The organism is Mesorhizobium sp. CA14, assembly GCF_020165195.1.
Lineage (GTDB): Bacteria > Pseudomonadota > Alphaproteobacteria > Rhizobiales > Rhizobiaceae > Mesorhizobium.
This window is the reverse complement of the sequence record NZ_JAIUHR010000005.1, coordinates 62699-80185: the sequence shown is the minus strand read 5'-3', so window position 1 is coordinate 80185 and position 17487 is coordinate 62699. Positions and strand designations below refer to the sequence as shown.

Below are 17487 nucleotides of genomic sequence, written 5' to 3'. Positions count from 1 at the left end.
CTTACGCAGGCGAGTACGCGCGATTCTTTCAATAGGGAGCCCGCGCTCCTCGGCAAGGGCGCGGGACGGTGTTGCACAGCAACCTGGGAGGCTCAAAGAGGGAACCCGTCGCAGATGTTCTCCAACAATGCTTGAAGGGCTCTGTTCCGAATTGCAAAACCCAGCGACCGAAGCCGGCGGGCAAGCGCGTGCCTCGCCAACAATTTGCTGCTCGATGTCACGTGAGCTCCGTAAACGCAAGCCATATGTAGGCCAGCGTAAGCTGAAGCAGCGCCCAAACCTAAGAAATCACAACCTATCCACCCCATCTTCGGCGAGCCGCCGTCACTCGGTGAGGGTAGGCCCGGCCGCACCTCGCCTCCCGGCGGCAGACCCGGGCCGACTCATTCCGTTGGCGTATACAAGGTCAGCGAGGCGAGAAAGGAAATTAAGTAGTCCCGTTTCAGGATCTGGATCGTCGCCCGTCACCGCCGTAATGCCCCAACGCGCCAGCACAGCTTCCTCGACAGGATCACGATGTGCCATGAAGATAAACGAGGGGGGCCGATCCGCCTCATAGCCCGACCGGCTCCAAGTCTGCCAGAGCCGATGCAGAAGCAGCCGGATATTCAGGTCGGAAAGGCTGTAGCCAATAAACAGAACCGTACTGCCCAATGCGTCTGAACGGAACCTCACGTCGAGCGGCGAGTCGAACGACAGTCGATCAAGATAATCGGTTTCCGTGAGGACTAAGGAGGAATCGTCGTCGAAGTCGCCATGGAACTTCACGATGTACGGGACGTCCCTGCGAGCCTTCGAGACATCCCTCGCATTGGCCACCTTCACATATTCGACGCCATGTATTTCAAAGGCAACTTCAAGGTTTCGATCATAGTTCGTCGTATAGATCACCGGGAAGTTCAGCGCGACGATGAGGCGGTGCAATTCGGACTGTTCGATCTTATCGCGACTGACGGTCCAGTGCCGGTCCATCCAACTGCGCAGCGGTCCGATGCTGCCGTGCTCGATGCGGTAATACTCGGCCAGAGTCTGGAAGCGGCCGCGTTGCCTGCCAAGGTCCACTTCCAAGCCCAGTTCATCCGCCATTCGCTCGATCAGCTTCTCCCAGGACGGCAGGCCGACGCTCATCGAGACGCCTGCCCCAACAAACAGCACCGCGTCGCGTTCTCGAATGGATTTCGCGAGCGGAACAAGAGGATCGCTGGTCATTGCCGATCCAAGAGAGGATGATTGCCCGCCACTGGATCGGCAGTCGTCGCAACGGCAGCATCGACACGTTGTACGCCAACGCGCCAATCACGTCCTGCCCAGCTGTTGCTCTTCCCAGATCGACGCAATTTTACCTACCAAGCGGCTTATGCGAGAGCTCCCTCAACTCCCGCTCGTCTGACATGCCAGTCATATAATTGGCGACCAGTCGCAATGAGCGCGCCTCTCTCTGGGCTTCGCTTCATTGGTCGTTGCGCCAGCTTCGAGCACGTGCCTCAAAAACCTCACCTTATCCGGCGTGAATGTGCCCTTCGAACTCTTGTGATTGGCATCGTCTTCTCCATAGGCGAGCTGATCTGCATCGCTTGCCGAAATGCGATTGGGATCCCGGACGTCGCTTTCAGCGCTGTCACTTGCGAAACTGAAAATAGTCATACGGCCGCGCACGACGTGCTCGCATCAGCTTGTGGGTCCAGCCTGCTTGCCGAAAGGGTTGCGCAAGGAATGAAAATTGGCCTGGTCCCCCTCGGGGCTTAGGCCGCGAACTTCCGGTCGTTTCGTTTAGACACATGATTGGCCGCTCTCCGCCTAGACGCGACCAAACTACGCCCAAAAGACATTGTTCCCGACGGCGATGTTTCCAGCGATGGTCTATTAGATCTGCAAGGTTCCCCCGCGATCGCCATGGTCCCAGGCGGCCAACGCCTTCCTTGACCTTGTGGTGGACGATAAACGCGCAGGTTAACGCTTCTGGGGCCGAACCCGACAATCAGTATTGGATAGACGCTGTTGAAGAAGAGGTGAGCGGAGCTAGCTACGCCGTCTGATGCGATACCGTCTCAACTCCGACGGGTGACGTCGACGGAGAGGCCCGAGCCATCGAGAGCGAGCCCAACGGTGCGTGCTGCCGGGCAGCCGCCATTTCGAGAACCACAAGTTCGACCCATCATCCCGGTTCCTCCGGGGGGTTGGTCCTTCAAAAATCAATCGGCGCCAGGGCGTTTTGTTCCTGCGACGGTCGGGCGCAGCCGGGTCATAGCAGCCCCACATCGGCCGGCCGACTTGCGTATTCGTCAATGGCGGTTTCCAAGGTGAACTGCACCAGGTCGTCGCCGGCCTCCTGGTCACCCCGACAGAGGATGCCTTTCCTCCGCAGATCAGCAAGGATGCGCCTAGCGGTCTGCTGCGTACGTTTACCCGACCGCCCTCTCATTTCTTGCCGTTCGGCGCCACATGGCTCGTGACAAGCCGCACAGCACCGCGCTTGATCGTAATCCCCAGATCCTTGCCACCGACCGTTACAGTGTCATCATCCATGCGCAGGACTTCCCCGGTTAGCTCGATCTGCTGCCCGCTGCTGATGTTCCGCGACGTGTCCACGATCGAATGTGGCTGATGGTAGGAAGGGATCAGCACCCTGCCCCTGTCCTCTGTCACGCGCTTGCGGATTGTCTCGGTGATCGCAACCGTATCGCAGGGCTTGATGCTGCTCATCGCCGTACCATGGCTCTGGCGTTGCACGCTCAGTCAAGTAATCGGTAATGGACCGTCGAGCTTTGGGTGAGGTTGATTAGTCAGCCGGCGCGCTAGGCTGCTTCCTTTCAGAGCGCGTCGCGTCGGGTGGGGGCCTTCCGCAATCCAAGGCTTCACGCTCGATGAAGAGCTCTAGTGCACATGGCAGGCGGGCTCTTTCACATGCCGAGTAGACCATAGCAGGTAGCATAATGGGACCTCAGTCCTCATTGCAGCACGAGGGATTATCGAACAACTCTTACTTACCGCCGAGTTTGAAACCACTTCCCCCCGGAATAGGTGTCGGCGGCCTAGGCCCGGCTCGCATAATCCTGTGTCACCCGCGATCTGCGAGCCGGGCTTTGCGCCGAAGCAGTTCCTCATTTGGCAAAATCTTTTGGCGGCTCCTCTGCAATGCTGAATTCGTGGACCGTGCCTTCGCGTTCGTCGACAACCCGAAACCAGTGCTCTTGCAAGGCCTTGGTGGAGATCGCCTTTCCCGTCAGGGTCTCTGCGGCGCTGAGCGCATCAGGTGCCTCTGCAGATGTCGTGGCAACGATGCGTTCGCCATAGATCTCTTCGATTTGAAAGCGCGCCATCCGAACCTCCTGAATCCAATGGCAACGCTGCCCGAAAGAGAAGGTTCAAGGTCCAACTAAGATCAGCGGAACCTAATATGCGGCTCCCGCTTTTGGAAAAATGAGCACACGCGGCGCCAATTTCCTCGAGCGTTGGATGGCAGAGCATTTGCCCGAAGTGGTGACGGACGACCCTGCCCGCGATAAGCGATCTGACCGACCAAGCGATGGAAGCTGCGGACCGAGAGGGAATCGAGGTCAGCGAGATTTACGAGGAAGTCGGCAGCGTGTTCGAGGTTATCGCCCAGGCGATGCAGCACCGCGATGGCAGTTTGCCCGAGACCGATCTCACCGAATTCGACCTCCTGGCCGGCCGACTGTCGCGAGAAGCGAATCTCACGGAAGCACAGGCTCCTGATCTGATTGAGCGCTTCGGTACTGATTGGGAAAAGCTCCTCAATGAAGCTCATTTCCTGAAAGAGCTTGAAGGCCGGCTGGGGCAGCAATAAATCCCTCACCGGTGCGACGACCCTTTTCAGCACGAGCATCGAAACATCCGTTCTCAGAAAGCACGCTCGGCAGCAAGCTTCGTTAGCAAACAGGCTGCGCGAACCGACCGACAACACGAACTGCAACTGCCGGATATCCATCATCATCTCTTCTCCAGCGGCGCAGCCTCAAAAAACGTGGTTCAATGTAGTCTCTTTTCGATAAGATACTTTACAGAAACTTTTGAGATGACTCGAGCGAGGTCCTGTGAGCGACGCTGTGGATGATGTGCGAAACGCCTGGAGCCGAGAGCGGCCCGACGTTGATAATTGGCCGGTGGGAGTGGTCGGGCGCGCGCACAGCGGCTTGCCCGCGTGCTCGATGACCAACTTCAGAGTTTTTTCCGGCAGTATGGTTTAGATACGAGCGAAGTGGACGTCCTGTTCACTCTGCGTCGGTCGGGTGCTCGCACTGCTCAAGGACTACTTGGAAAGGCTGCTCCCCATTCCTCACTCCAAAAAGAAGCGAGGTCGGTTGTCATGAACAAAAACGCGTTACCCAAGACCATCACTGAACTCCGGCATCAAATTGAAACCAAGGCACTGACGATCGAGGATATCCGGCGAGACATCAAAACGCGGCTTGATGCGAACAAGGAGCTCAACGCCTTCATTACGGTGATGCTGGAAGACACCAGTACAGGAAAAACCACGCTCCCTCTTGCCGGAGTACCGGTCGGCCTCAAAGACTTTTTCGACACCGCCGGGGTGCGCACGACTGCGGGCTCGGAAAAGTTCGCCAATCGCGTTCCAGCTGAGGATGCTGATGTGGTGCGTCGGCTGCGATCGGCTGGGGCGCTGATCGTGGGCAAGACGAATATGCACACCCTCGGGATGGGGACAACATCCCTCGAAAGCTATTTTGGTCCGGTTCGCAATCCGTGGATGAAAGACCGCGTCGCGGGAGGCTCGTCCGGGGGTTCTGCAGCGGCGGTCGCAAGGGGGATATGCTTTGCCACCATCGACACCGATGCTGTCGGCTCTGCCAGGCTCCCGGCGGCCTGCTGTGCGGTAACGGCCTTCAAGCCCAGCTACGGTCGCATCTCCTCGGCTGGAATTCTTCGTGGGGAGCCAGTCGACCCCGCAATCGTTGCCTTGAACCACACTTCGATTACGGCGCGTGTGGTCGAGGATGTTGCTGTCGTATTCGGTATCTTGGCCGAGGGCGTCCTTGCCGAGCCCAAAGACAAGCTGCGGCTCGGAGTGGTGGGCAACTATTCTGCTTCCGATGCAATGAGGCGCAAGTTCGAAACTGGTCTGTCCTCGATCAGGAGCATCGTTGATTCGAGTGTGGAGGTGACAGTGCCGTTCTCGGAGGCGCGGTTTGATCCCGCAGGAATCGAGTCGGCACGCTATGCTATCAACGAGCGGCTGTTCTCAGACGTGGACATAGTCGTGTTGCCGACGCTCGTGGATCCCGTTCCGCCAGTTGAGCAGGCGCTTCGCGACGGTGATCAAGCCGTCTCACCTGCAAACACCTTCTTTGCCAACTATTTTGGACTACCTGCCATCAGCATCCCACTCGAATTTGACGATCAGCTTGGGCCGGTGGCCCTGCAAATCGTCGGTCCGGCCGGTGCCGACCTGAGCGTTCTGAACTTCGGAAAGCGTGTCCAGGAGCAACAGCAACCGAGCCTCATTCGGCCGTGAGGCGACAGGGCCGGTGGCGTCCCAGGTCGGGCTCGTGGCGGCTGCGGTGTTTCTGGGCGAGATGCTGACACTGGCACAGGCCGCCGGCGCGACGCTGGTGCTCCTGGGCACACGGTTGGCCTCTACACGAGGACCAAAACGCCCTCGCCGGACTACAACAAAGGAAAAAGCAAAGGGCGGGTTGGTCAGGTGGCAAGGCTCGTTTACGGCTTCCCACTCAGCGTCCTATTTCCGATAGCTGGCCTGCTCGTAGGAGCCCGTCTGCTTCAGAATATGAATCGTCAGGACGTGCCATCCAAGACATACCCGAAATGGTCGCCATCACTACGGGCGCGCTATCGCCGGGCTTTTGCCGCACGGACCCTATAATGTGCGCGACGCTTTCTGCCCCGGTGGAATACAGCGCAAGCCAACTTGCTTGTGCTGTGAATATGCATGATTTTAATAGCGGGGGTCGTGGCTTGGGGAAGCGCCACGATGTCGGCATTTGTCGATTATTACGATCTGCTGGAAATCAGCCCGAGGGCGACGCCAGAAACGATTGAGCGGATATTCCGCTACTTCGCAAAACGCTATCACCCAGACAACCAGGAGACTGGCGACGAGCGGCGTTTTAGCGACCTGGTCGAAGCGCACATACGCTCAAAGATCCTGCCGCTCGCGCGCAGTACGATGTTCTACATAGGGAATATCTGACGCATAGCCGTGAGATGGCTCAGGAAGCCAGCATCCCCTCGTTGTCGAGAAGGATGCGATCGTCCAGGCCAGAGTACTCGCACTGCTCTGCGAGAGGCGCCGGCAAAACGTCAACAATCCCGGCATTGGAGACCAAGAGTTAGAACGCTTATCCAGTTGCCAACGCGAGCACCTCGAGTTCCACCTTTGGTATCTCAAGGCAAAAGGGTTCATCGCCAGGACTGAGAACGGGACATTTGCCACTACCGTAAACGGCATTGATCGCGCCTATTCAGAGCGGCACGACAGCAGGCCTATCGCTACGAGATTGCTAGAGAGCCTCGGGGCCGAGTAATCTGGTCACGGGCAAGGCGTCCAGCCCTTGCGCTGCTCTGGCGTCATCGCAAGATTCGTGAACTGCAGATTTCGGTCGTCTCGGCCGGCGCTCCGGCACTCAGCGCAGAAGATGATCTTGAGAAGATCCCAATGCAGGCACCGCTGGTCTGGGCCGAAACGCTTGACTAGCGCAGGAACGTCTAGGATTGCCCTTCGCCTGCATGTGAGGCAGTCCACCGACAAGCCTGTGCCCGTCGCGAGTTTGCCCCCGAGCGTGCCGTCTGAGAGGTATTCTTTGCCCATGGCGATCTCCATAAAGAGGTCGCCCCATCCGATTGAGATATGGCGTTCCGAGATCATCGTTGGCAAGAGGCCGGAGCAAAGATCATTCCTCCCTTTGAAGGATGATGTCCGGCCGCGCATCACGCTAGGCGACGGGCCCGCCTTGAGGCCGCTACGGCGCACGTCTTAACACCCTCTAGAATGCAAAGCCCGCTGCCGGGGGGTCCAACAGCGGGCTCCAGCAATTGGCTACACCCCTGCAGGATCGACCATTTACCGTATATTAATCATCACGTCTGGAAGCCGCCGCCGTCAAGCCTCCCAAGCTTCCGCGATCACACCATGTCGATCGCAGATGTTTTAGCTACGTTGCATATTGCGGCGGACCACGGTTCGCCAGGCCGGTGCCCCCTTAGGCAATCTCCAAAAAAGAGAGGCGCCGGCCACCCTTAGCCCGTCGCTGGTGTGGGGGCACACCAGCGGCGGGCTATCGAACATTAGCAATCTCTTGACGAAGGCCTTGGCCCGCGCCAGACTCATCAGGGCATGGCGAAGGGCATCAAGGTTGGCGACGAGGTCGCCATCACCGCAACGGTGCGCAAGCGCGTGACCGAAGATAGGGTCAGCGTCTCGATCCCGAACTATGGGTTTCCACACTCGATAGTTGACCGCACATCGACGCTGAAGAAAGGCCAGCGGATTGAACTCACCGGTGATGTCCTTCGGGTCGACGAAAACACTGTGACGGTGAATTTGTCCCCGCCGGTAACAGTGGACATCGATGTAGCGCGGTTGGTCACCAGCTACGTCCCGCCGAAGCGGAAGGCGCCGCTGGTCGACAAGGCGACTTAACTCGGCCAACAGAGCACCGTCTGACTACTACCAGTGTAATATCCAGGTATATCTCGCCTTTTCTGAGATTCAGCGGTCTCGACGGCTCTGATTTACCAGAAAAAGCATCGTCATTTGCAGAACGATTAACTTTGCGAGATGCTATCCCTCGGCTTGGAAGGGCGGGGGGATGAAAATAGAGGCCATGCTGGCACTTGGTGCCATTGCCGCGCTTTGCGGCTATCAGACTAACAATCAAGCAGATTACATGCAGATCGGCTACGGCCCGAGCTTTGATGTCGCATGCTCAATGCGAGATGCAAAAGGAGTCGGCAGACCAAGGGTATATTGGAATCGGATCGCCGGGCTTTGTGGCCGGTGCCGGGATCGGAAATGCGCTCGGCAACCTGGCCCTTGTCCAGGTTGGCCCTGGATGGCGCCGAGCGAAGAGATGACCCGAACCTGCATTAATGCGGCGGCAGGGCCGACCGGCGCGACCGGGCCCGCGGCATCGGTCGGTGCGACCGCGCTACTGGTCCGGCCGGGCAACTGGTCCCGCCGGGCCGACGGGCGCGACCCGACCGAACGGCGCAACGGGTCCAGCCGGTTCCGCGGCGGCGCCGGCGCAACTGGCGCGGCCGGTCCGACGGGCGCCACAGGAGCGAGCGGTCGGGATGCCGGCCTTCGCTATTTTGTGGGACACTGGCACCGCGAACTCCGATCCCGGCTCCGGCAAGGTCCGCGGCAACAACGCGACCATCGGTTCGATCACGTCGTCATCCTGACTGCGCTCGACGACAGCACGACTACTGGTAATCGATCGAACCTCACTATTCGCCAGATTGGCACGCCGGCGACTTTCGTCACCTTCTCGGGAAACGGCGCACTGACCGATAACGCGGACTACGATGGGATCCCGGTCGCGGTCGTCGCCAGCGGCGGCACCCTGGCGAACGACGGGGGCCAATCGGCGTCACCGGGACCGACGGGGGCGACAGGCGCCACTGGACTGAACGGAGCGACCATCAACAGCTTACGCTCGTTCTGGGCGACGTGAGGAACATATTCCTGCCCAGTCAAGAGGCTCTTGACTCCAGTGTTCTCATTTTGTTCACTGATGCCCTGACAGCCACAGGAGGCCGGTCATGGACATTATCATGGACGCCAGGGGAGCCACCCCTGAAGAAAAACAGCGCGGTCTCGCCGCAGCTTGGGCTGTGATCGAGCAATCTGGCTTGACGGCCGAGGAAGCGGCGGAAGGCTCATTCGCAGTCGAAGGCTGGGATGAAATGGGTTTCCCGCCTGATCAAGAGCCATCGGAAGATGAGTATGCTGCGGCGGAGGTTTGGTGGACGGCCAGCAATGCCGCAATCAAGGCGTGTTGCGAAGGCTGGCCGGACGAGAAGCGCATGCAAGTCGGTGGCCTGCAGTTGCTGCACAATCCGGATGTGCAGCTAGTCGACCGCACCACTGCACTCCGTCAGATGCGCGGCATCGTCCAGGCTGAAGACGGCAAGCATGAATATCACGACGACAGGGTCTTCTTACTTGCTCTTGCCGCCACTGCGGACGTTCCGGATAGTTCGAAAGCGCAGCAACTCGTCAGCGCTGTAACGGTTGCCTATACGTCTCTGTCGCTCGCAGGGTTCCACCCAGATGAGCCTATCGAGCCAAAGCGCCAGGCAGTGCTCGATGCGATCGACGCTCTTGAGGCGGGATCAGCGCCGCTCAATTGAGAAAGGCCATTGAATGACCACGCACGTCCTTGCTGTTTCCTATGTACGGCCCGGCCGATCAGTAAAGCGAAGAGCGGGCGATCCGAACCGCCAAAGCACTGGCTGACAAACACGTCGGTGTCATCGCTTGGAGCCGGGATGCCGATCCGGCGCTTGGGGACTACGGCCCGCCAAAAACGTTGTTTGTGAGCGGTGATGTGCCCTACATGGAGTGATAACATGCGCGGCTACACCCGATATCTGCCTTGACCGGAAATCCATCGTCTCTATAGGCTGATGGCGCCGGCCGATGTCGGGCGCAATGATGCGCCGCGCTACAACATCGCGCCGACTGATGAGGTGCTTTTCATCACCGCCGCAGATGACGGCAACCATAAGGCTTCGCGCGGGCCGTTGGGGTTTGTGCCTTTTTGGGCGAAGGAAATGCCGAGGGCCGCCACCTTAAACGCGCGCATCGAGACGGTCGACACCACCCCCGCCTTTCGGCGGTATGAACTTCAGACGCACCCACGCGACCCCGACACCAATCGAATTTGATCAATATGACTCGGCCGAGGTGCGGCGTTTCGCAAACAAGGTTGGGCTCACGGTTCAACAGGTGCGCGATCTGATCAAGCAGCATGGCAACGATCGGAGAACGCTGGAACGAGAGGCGGAGAAGCTTCGAGGATGATGAAGCTTTCCGAAGGTCGTGAGGCACCAGTTGCAGGGGATCATGAGCCGCTTGAGATGAACGCCTAGTCAGGAACGCGGCGATAGCGGAAGTGATTGCGAATGTGGTCGTTGAAAAAGCGGCCTTTGACAAACGCCGACGGAAAGGCGTTTGTAAGTTTCTGCAGGAACCTCTTCGAAGTCGTAGCGCTTTCCGCTGGCCACGAACCAGACGGACAAGACCCTTTTTGCCGGATCGTATTCGGTTTTCGAGGTGGATGGCATGTCACACCCATCGTTGCAGATCGCAAACGATCGGCCCGGCCTTTTGTTTCAGGAACACGAACCTATAGGACGACCGAGTTTGGCGCTCGCGTTCAGAGGTGAAGAAAGAGTCGTCATCTGCGTAGCTGCGAGGCTGCCCAAATAGAATGCCGCCGAAAAGCCCGACTGACATCTGCCGGTCAAGACCTCGGGCAGCTCCTCTGCCAAGACCTTTGAAATAGCTTGCTTTTTACAAAGCGGCGCGAGGTTTTCTGGTGGCTTCTGCAGGGCTGCCCCACGGCGGATTTCTTCAGTATCCAAGGACCGACAAAAACCCGGCGCTCTGCTTCGGGCGCCGGGCTTTGTTACGCGAGACGGTCCTGTTGGACCGGTCCAACATAGTTGTAACTTGTGTGTGTGGCATCGGTTCCCGGAAACTGTCGGGACTAGGTGGTGCCGCCGGTGTGAGAAATGCCCCGGAATCGTGCGTCGAGAAGCCAATTTTCTGGATGCTGAGGGCGCCGGCAGGCCGCCAGGTATCCATGGCATGGTAGCGGGAGCTGATACTTCCGACTTCGCTGCAACGGGTGAGTGGTTGAGGCTGGCGTATTTGGCTTTGGATGCTGCCAGAACGACTGCTGTTGTCGTTTATCATCTCGCCAGCAGCACTCACCGCTTCTGGTCGCGCCGCACACAAATCCGGGAGGCGCCATCGGGATGGGGAATGAAGGAACCGTTGTCGATCTGGAAAATAGAACCTGGTCATGGGCTCTCGCCCCTTGAACAGAGCCAACTCTCGCCGAGCCGCATTGTTGCTTCAGGAAAACCGTTCTGCCTTGGCAACCAGCTACAGCACGGGCCAATTAGACGGTGCGCGAAGGGCAAATCGGCGGCAAGAAGTTGAAGGTCCGCATGACTCTCACGGCGGAAGGCACCGGCCTCAACCAGGTGGTGGACGGCGAGATCGAACTTCCATAAGCCGAGCGAAGTCGTCCGGCCGAACCGACAGCGCTTGCAGCGGCGCGGCGTCACTCAACCCCGGTTGTCTCGGATGGGAAGTGGGGCGGGGCCGAGGCCCCATATGCACGCCCCTGACGCGGCGTTTCGCTCCGGCACGTTTCCTCGCAAGCTGCGTCTGACGAAGAGCCCTTTCGCACCCCTTACAAGAGGTCTGCGTTGCTGATCTTTGGCCCAGTCATCCACGGCGGTGCTGTGGGCACGTCCTCGATCACGCCAACCTTGCGGGCCCAAGCCATAAAGGCCTTGTGCGCGGCCTCGACTGGTTTGCGACCGTCATAAGCCGAGTAGCACGCTTCGCAGGCCGCCGCGTGAAGCAGGCCACGTCTCTCCACAGGCCATTCTTCCAGAAACTCAATGGCATCCATCACGCAGTCGATCTTTTGGATGTAGCCATTCTCCCCTACGAAAACCGGCTGCTTGAAAGCATCACTTTCCATGGTGACCTCCCTTCAACAACTGACTCCGTTGGTCGTTTCCGCAGATGCACCGGTAATATTCGAACACCTGCACGCCCGGCTGGAGACCAAGAGAAAAGATTGGAAGGAGCTCTTTTCGGTTCAAGAGGAGCCCGCGAGACCTCACCAGCAGCACCTGAATGCTAAGTGAGCATCGATGGCAGGCCCTGCTGCCCGGGTTGCTAAGAGCGAACGACCAGCGGCACAACGCCCTCGTGCCGTTCGCCGAGATAGCAGACGACCCGGTCACCGACGCGCTGGAAATTGAGGTCGACCTTCGCCTCGCCCACGGCCAAGTGCCGGATGACGATGTTGTCGATGCCTATCGGCAACCGTGGGCGTTCGACATTGATCTCGCGCTTCCAACCGTCGATGCGGATCCCCAGGCAGGCCTGCAGCATCATGAACGCGGAACCGGCCGACCAGGCCTGCGGCAGACAGGCGACGGGATAGGCAATCGGCGCATCCCCGATCGCCCGGGTAAAGCCGCAGAACAGCTCCGGAAGCCGCATATTGAACCGGACCGCCGCCTCGAACATGCTGCTCATAAGTTTTACGACGCTGGTGCGCTCCTGGTAGCGGGCTAGCCCGGCGGCGCAGATCGCCGTGTCATGCGGCCAGATCGAGCCGTTATGGTAAGACATTGGATTGAACGGAATCTCATCGTCGGCCAAGGTGCGAACGCCCCAACCGCTGTGCAGATGCCCCGACAGCAACTGCTCGGCAATCGATTTCGCCCGTTCTGCCGAGGGCAGCCCAACATAGAGCAGATGACCCGCATTGGAGGCGCGCACCGCGCATTGCCTGCCTTCTCCATCGATTGCCAAAGCATAGAAATTGCGGTCCGGCATCCAGAACCGGGCCTCCACTGCGCTGCGTATTTTTTCTGCCATGGCGCTCCAGTGCGCCGCCTTGGCGGCCTCTCCGCGCTTGTCTGCCAAGGCAGCCATGCCTTGATAGGCTGCGAAGACGTAGCCTTGCACCTCGACGAGTGCGATCGGACCTCGAGGTATTTTGCCGTCAGCATGGAAGATGGCGTCGGCGCTGTCCTTCCAGCCCTGATTGAAGAGACCCGTGTCCGCCGCCCTATTATAGGTCACGAAACCGTCGCTGTTGCGGGCGCCGACTTCCTCCATCCACCCGATTGCTGCGCACAGCGAATCCCACATGCGTTCGACGAACTCGTCATCGCCGGTGCGATCGGCATAGGAGCAAGCCAGGTAGACATAGAGCGGAGTGGTGTCGACGCCGCCATAGTAGCGGCCGAACGGCAGCTCGCGCAGCACAGCCATCTCCCCCTTACGGGTTTCATGCATGATTTTGCCTGGCTCGGCATCGTCGAACACAGAGGTCTCCGTCGATTGATAGCGGGCAAGGAATGCCAGCACGCCGCGGGCAAGCTCGGGATTGAGCCACAGCATCTGCAGGGCGGAAATGACGCCGTCGCGGCCGAAGGCAGTCGAAAACCAGGGAATTCCGGCGTACGGATATGGCCCAGTTTCCAGATCGGTGGTCAGCAGGGCAATGTCGGCACGTGTGCGCGTGAGCCAGTCATTGAACACGCGGCCGGAGCTGAAAACAGTGGCGCCCTGTCGACGCTTTGAACGCATTGCAAATCGCGCTCGCGCCGCGGAGGCGCGGAACCGATCACTGGACGGGATTTCTTCGTTCTGACCAACTTCCAGATACAGCACCTTTCTATCATGCCGCCCCACCAGAATGAGAAACTCTGCATGATGGGGATGGATCTGGTCGGGCCTTATCGAAAACGCGATGACTGATTGGCGCGCCACATTATCGAGGCCCTCGTAGCAAAATGTCACGCCTGACTCGCCGACCAAGGCGTCATGTGCGCGACCGCGCCGGCTGCGCGTGGTGCCGCGCACCTCGAACATGTCACGGAAATCGGCATCGAAGTCGAACCGGACCGGCAGCAACACCTCACGCGCGGAGTAGTTCGTGAAAGTGACTCGCTCGTACATGCGGTCGTGCCAGATGAATCTGGTCCGCTCGATGTGCACGACCCCAGGCAGCGTTTCCCTACCGTCGGGCCCGATGGTAGCCAAATTTGTGAGATTGGCGGTGAATAGGATGTTGTCCTGCGACAGCGAGGCTCCGAGCAGCGACGGCATGCGGCCACCTATGAACAGCCGGAAACGCGACAGCACTCGCGTATCGTCGCGGAAAAGCCCGTCGCCGCTGCCGCGTATGTCGCCATAGCTGTCCGCGACGACGAAGCAGTCCTCATGCTTCAGCGCAAATTGCCTATGCGGCTCACGCGGGGCCGATTCATCGAGTGCGGGGAGAGCGACCGCTGGATTAAGCTTGCGTTCTTCGACTTCGATGCTCATCTCAACCCTCCTGTTCAGACGGCCGATGCTGGCGCTCATCCCATATGCCTGCGCCCGACCATCTCCTATCAACAGTATCTCGCATCAATGCTGCGATGCCCATGATCTCGGAGAGCGTCATTGAAATCTTGGCGGATATTCGGCGAAGCTTCCCCTGTTCGAGCCCGATCGAATTCGGCGGGAGCCCGGCAGCCTAACCGACAACTTAACTTAAGCGGTGCTGGCTATTTCAGCCGCGTTTTCGGCGAACCCGTTTCGCGAGCCGAGTGGAAATTGCTCGTCGCGCGCCAGCAAGCTGTAGAATCCCAAATAGTCGCTGCACATACGCCCGACCGTGAATCGCCTTTCAAAAGTTTTCCGCACTCGGGCGCGATCGAGACTGCCTATCTGCCGCACAGCTTCGACTGCTTCGTCAATGCTTTCCACTATCAGTCCGGACACGCCATGATCGATGACCTCCGGAACGGCTCCGCGGTTGAAGGCAACCACCGGGGTGCCGCAGGCCATCGCCTCGATCGTCACGAGGCCGAACGGCTCCGGCCAATCGATCGGAAATAGCAGCGCCGTCGCATTGCCCAAAAATTCCGCCTTCGCACGCTCATCAATCTCGCCTATGAACTCGACATTCGAATGACGAAGCACCTGGGGTTCGACCCTGTCGCTCCAAAATGATCGGTCCACTGCGTCGATTTTGGCCGCGATCTTGAGCGGCATCCCTACGCGCGCGGCGATTTCTATCGCGGCTTCCGGTCCCTTTTCGGGTGAGATGCGACCGAGGAACGCGAGGTATCCAGAGGCTCTCGGCCGGAATGGGAGGATATCGTTCGGCAGGCCGTGATAGACCGTTCCAAGCCAGTTGACCGGCGGCATGGGCCGGCGCTGTTCATCCGAAATCGAGACCAGTGGAATATCGTTGAACATCGCGTATAGCTGCGCCAGGTCCGGAAGGTCGAGCCGGCCATGAAGCGTAGTAACGGTTGTCTGCGCGAACTCTCTAATTATCGGAAAATGGAGAACATCGACGTGGAAATGCAGCACGTCGAATTCGTCCGCCCGTCTGCGGACCTGCTCAAGCATCATGACGTGGTAGGGAATCGGATTCCTTGCTTTGGGATTGAAGCGTAGCGCAACGTCGCAACATGCCACCAGTTCGGCCGAAGTACGCGAATCGCCGCTGGCGAACAGCGTCACGTCATGGCCCCTTCGAACCAGCTCTTCCGTTAAATATGAAACGATGCGCTCGGTCCCGCCATAGAGCTTGGGCGGCACGGACTCAGTCAGGGGGGCGATCTGGGCAATCTTCATGTTCAGGGCATCCTGGAACGAAAGTCGGCCTCAACGAACCGGCTCGGCAGGGGTCCTTCTCCGTTGTCGCGAACTTTCGAACTGCTAATTTGTTCCCGGTATCAAGCGCTTCGCCGTGCTGTTACACAAACTGGGAAAGGGGCGCGCCACATGGCATAAACTGCCGGACGGGCAAGCCTGTTGGCGAACATGGCGGCAATCGAGGCGCTTCGCACCAAGCTGCGCGGGACTAAGATGTCACGGCAGAACCGGTACATGATGTAAGCCAGTCTGCAGCGCACTCCCCGGGCTTGGGCACGGTGAGTCCCAGTCGATCGCCACGGATCCTTTCAGAACGTCAGCTCCGAGCCGCATTCTTCCTTCGCTGAGCAACAGCGAGCAGCCAAGAGCGGGATCGATCGCCAAGCGTGGCTGCGGGTCCATCCTCTGCGATCAGCCAAAACCGTCGTGGCGCCGACAGCGGCCGGCAGCGGGGCGGGCAGTTGGCGTGACAGGTCGGCTTCGCACGCCGCTTGCGCCTGGCCCGATGAGCCGATGCAAGTGGCCGCTCAGCACTCGCGGCGATGCGGGCGATGGCGACGACGCGCTCGGCGTTCTCGCGCGCGATCCCTCCGTCGGCTCATTCCATAGCGAGTTCTCGAACCCCACACGAACATGACCGCCTCGTGCGATGGCCGCCGGGCCATCTTTGGAATTGCTTGATCCAAATTTTCACGTGTGGCGGCGCGCTGCCGTCGACTGTCGCGGCTTTGGTCAAATTGGCCGATAGGGCGCAGCCGTGCAGAACTATTCCCATAGCACATCCTTTGATTCGCATGACAAGGATGCGCCATTAAGCCCGGGATCAAACAGCTGCCCTGTCGGATGCACAGGCGGTGTAAGTTCTATGGCGTCGTGCAGGCGCGCTAGTCGCGATCGAGGCATTGCGCCGGACCAGCGAGCTGTACGGCAGTCGAACCAGGTGTTCGCGGGCCGCCCTGAACAGCAAGTCGCCAACACCGTAAATGTCGCGCCATAAACGCTTTTTGCCTTTGACCCTCGCGTCAATTCCTCGACACCACTGGTCTAGCGCGCAGCAGAGACCAGGCTTCAGCCATTCGGCTTTTTGCTGCCGAGCCCTTTGGTGGCGGCGCGCTTGGCGACCTCGTTTTGCGAACGCTCGCGGACTTACCCCCGATCATACCATTCCCCCTCGAGGTCGCGCCGGATCCGTCTACTCTCGATAAGTTCGTTGGCCTTGGCGCGCTCGACGCACATATTGCGCGAGAATTTGCCAATCTCTGTTTCAATGCGGAATATAGCTTCCTGAAGACTGCGTTCATCCGACGTGTCGACGGTCAGTATTGATCTCCCTTTGCTGAGAAGGAGGCTTTTGATCCGGTTGATGATCGGCATCGATTGCAAATTCGTCGTGGGATCTGCCTCAAACAGCCGCTCCATATAGCTCTGATGAAAGAGCCGGTCTCTCAAACGTTCCGACAACAAAGGCTCGGTGGCATCCAAACTTACAGCAAGGTCCGAAAAGGGGATCAAATCCAGGGCCGCTTCTAATGACTCCGCATCCGCAGTGCCGCTAAACAGGCCAAGAGAGCAGACGGCCTGAATGAAACCCTGATCGAAGGTTACAATTTGGCGACTACTGAGTGACTGGCGCCAAACCCTAGATAGATTCAGGATATACTGGCTGAACCTGATCAACCAGATCGGATTTCTCGGTGCTAGAATTCGGACTAACCTGACCGTTAGCCTGAACCCATCAGCGTTGTCCAAGGGATGATGAGCGAAGGCGGCCGTTCGTATCGTCGCCCCGCCGATACGCTGGAGAGCATACCAAAGCCCACCAGGATCAATCGAGGCATGAACGCCGGGTTGATAAGAAAGCACGACCTTCGCAGCATAACCCGAGCCTGGAGACGGCTCGCAAGCGCACGCGCCAAAGTTGTCTTGCCCGAGCCCGAGGGCCGAATAGCTCGATAATCACGTAATCTGGCTCCGAGATACGTTCCAGACCTAGACACCCTCGCCCCACCTGCGCCCGTAAAGCTTTCAATCACATCAGGGTGCCATATCTCATACGTTCGCAT

At 59.0% G+C, this 17487-nt stretch carries 15 protein-coding genes and 1 pseudogene; 7 read left to right on the top strand and 9 right to left on the bottom strand.

Annotated features, from left to right (window positions below):
• Positions 1–324 precede the first annotated feature (324 nt).
• The 4 genes from LB565_RS08345 to LB565_RS08330 all read right to left on the bottom strand — a co-directional run bounded on the left by LB565_RS08345 (position 325) and on the right by LB565_RS08330 (position 3955).
• A complete protein-coding gene (locus LB565_RS08345; protein ID WP_224582687.1) occupies positions 325–1209 on the bottom strand; it encodes an SIR2 family NAD-dependent protein deacylase in 885 nt (294 codons plus the stop codon).
• Positions 1210–2418: 1209 nt separating this feature from the next.
• Positions 2419–2703: a hypothetical protein gene (locus LB565_RS08340; protein WP_224582685.1), complete on the bottom strand. Its 285-nt coding sequence runs from the start codon at positions 2701–2703 to the stop codon at positions 2419–2421.
• Positions 2704–3101: 398 nt separating this feature from the next.
• A complete protein-coding gene (locus tag LB565_RS08335; protein ID WP_224582684.1) occupies positions 3102–3320 on the bottom strand; it encodes a hypothetical protein in 219 nt (72 codons plus the stop codon).
• 62 nt (positions 3321–3382) lie between these two features.
• Complete coding sequence (locus LB565_RS08330) at positions 3383–3955, bottom strand: hypothetical protein (RefSeq protein WP_224582682.1); 573 nt, start codon at positions 3953–3955, stop codon at positions 3383–3385.
• A gap of 207 nt (positions 3956–4162) precedes the next feature.
• Here LB565_RS08330 and LB565_RS08325 point away from each other — a divergent pair, with 207 nt between their 5' ends.
• From LB565_RS08325 to LB565_RS08295, 6 genes are all read left to right on the top strand, one after another.
• Entirely contained in the window at positions 4163–5497 is a 1335-nt protein-coding gene (locus LB565_RS08325) for an amidase (RefSeq protein ID WP_224582680.1), read from the top strand.
• Positions 5498–5974: 477 nt separating this feature from the next.
• Positions 5975–6193 (top strand): DnaJ domain-containing protein, encoded by a 219-nt coding sequence (locus LB565_RS08320; RefSeq protein ID WP_224582678.1) that lies wholly within the window; start codon positions 5975–5977, stop codon positions 6191–6193.
• 1143 nt (positions 6194–7336) lie between these two features.
• On the top strand, positions 7337–7642 hold the full coding sequence (locus tag LB565_RS08315; RefSeq protein ID WP_224582676.1) for a hypothetical protein: 306 nt from the start codon (positions 7337–7339) through the stop codon (positions 7640–7642).
• A gap of 412 nt (positions 7643–8054) precedes the next feature.
• A complete protein-coding gene (locus tag LB565_RS08310) occupies positions 8055–8678 on the top strand; it encodes a hypothetical protein (RefSeq protein ID WP_224582674.1) in 624 nt (207 codons plus the stop codon).
• 88 nt (positions 8679–8766) lie between these two features.
• Positions 8767–9357, top strand: a complete 591-nt coding sequence (locus tag LB565_RS08305; protein ID WP_224582673.1) for a hypothetical protein — start codon at positions 8767–8769, stop codon at positions 9355–9357.
• A gap of 276 nt (positions 9358–9633) precedes the next feature.
• Positions 9634–9894 carry an SOS response-associated peptidase family protein gene (locus LB565_RS08295; RefSeq protein WP_224582671.1) on the top strand — a complete coding sequence of 87 codons (261 nt, stop codon included), beginning with the start codon at positions 9634–9636 and terminating at the stop codon, positions 9892–9894.
• 204 nt (positions 9895–10098) lie between these two features.
• Here the strand turns inward: LB565_RS08295 and LB565_RS08290 are convergent, their stop codons facing one another.
• Entirely contained in the window at positions 10099–10293 is a 195-nt protein-coding gene (locus LB565_RS08290; RefSeq protein ID WP_224582669.1) for a KTSC domain-containing protein, read from the bottom strand.
• Between the two features lie 846 nt (positions 10294–11139).
• Here LB565_RS08290 and LB565_RS08285 point away from each other — a divergent pair.
• Positions 11140–11250: pseudogene (locus LB565_RS08285) on the top strand (DUF6494 family protein); the annotation flags it as partial.
• 182 nt (positions 11251–11432) lie between these two features.
• Here the strand turns inward: LB565_RS08285 and LB565_RS08280 are convergent.
• From LB565_RS08280 to LB565_RS08265, 4 genes are all read right to left on the bottom strand, one after another.
• Complete coding sequence (locus LB565_RS08280) at positions 11433–11729, bottom strand: DUF982 domain-containing protein (RefSeq protein ID WP_224582667.1); 297 nt, start codon at positions 11727–11729, stop codon at positions 11433–11435.
• Between the two features lie 200 nt (positions 11730–11929).
• The gene (locus tag LB565_RS08275; protein WP_224582666.1) at positions 11930–14098 is read right to left on the bottom strand and encodes an amylo-alpha-1,6-glucosidase; all 2169 of its coding nucleotides are present in this window, start codon (positions 14096–14098) and stop codon (positions 11930–11932) included.
• Positions 14099–14308: 210 nt separating this feature from the next.
• Positions 14309–15403, bottom strand: a complete 1095-nt coding sequence (locus LB565_RS08270; protein ID WP_224582664.1) for a glycosyltransferase family 4 protein — start codon at positions 15401–15403, stop codon at positions 14309–14311.
• Between the two features lie 1167 nt (positions 15404–16570).
• Positions 16571–17101 (bottom strand): hypothetical protein, encoded by a 531-nt coding sequence (locus LB565_RS08265; protein WP_224582662.1) that lies wholly within the window; start codon positions 17099–17101, stop codon positions 16571–16573.
• Positions 17102–17487: the final 386 nt, after the last annotated feature.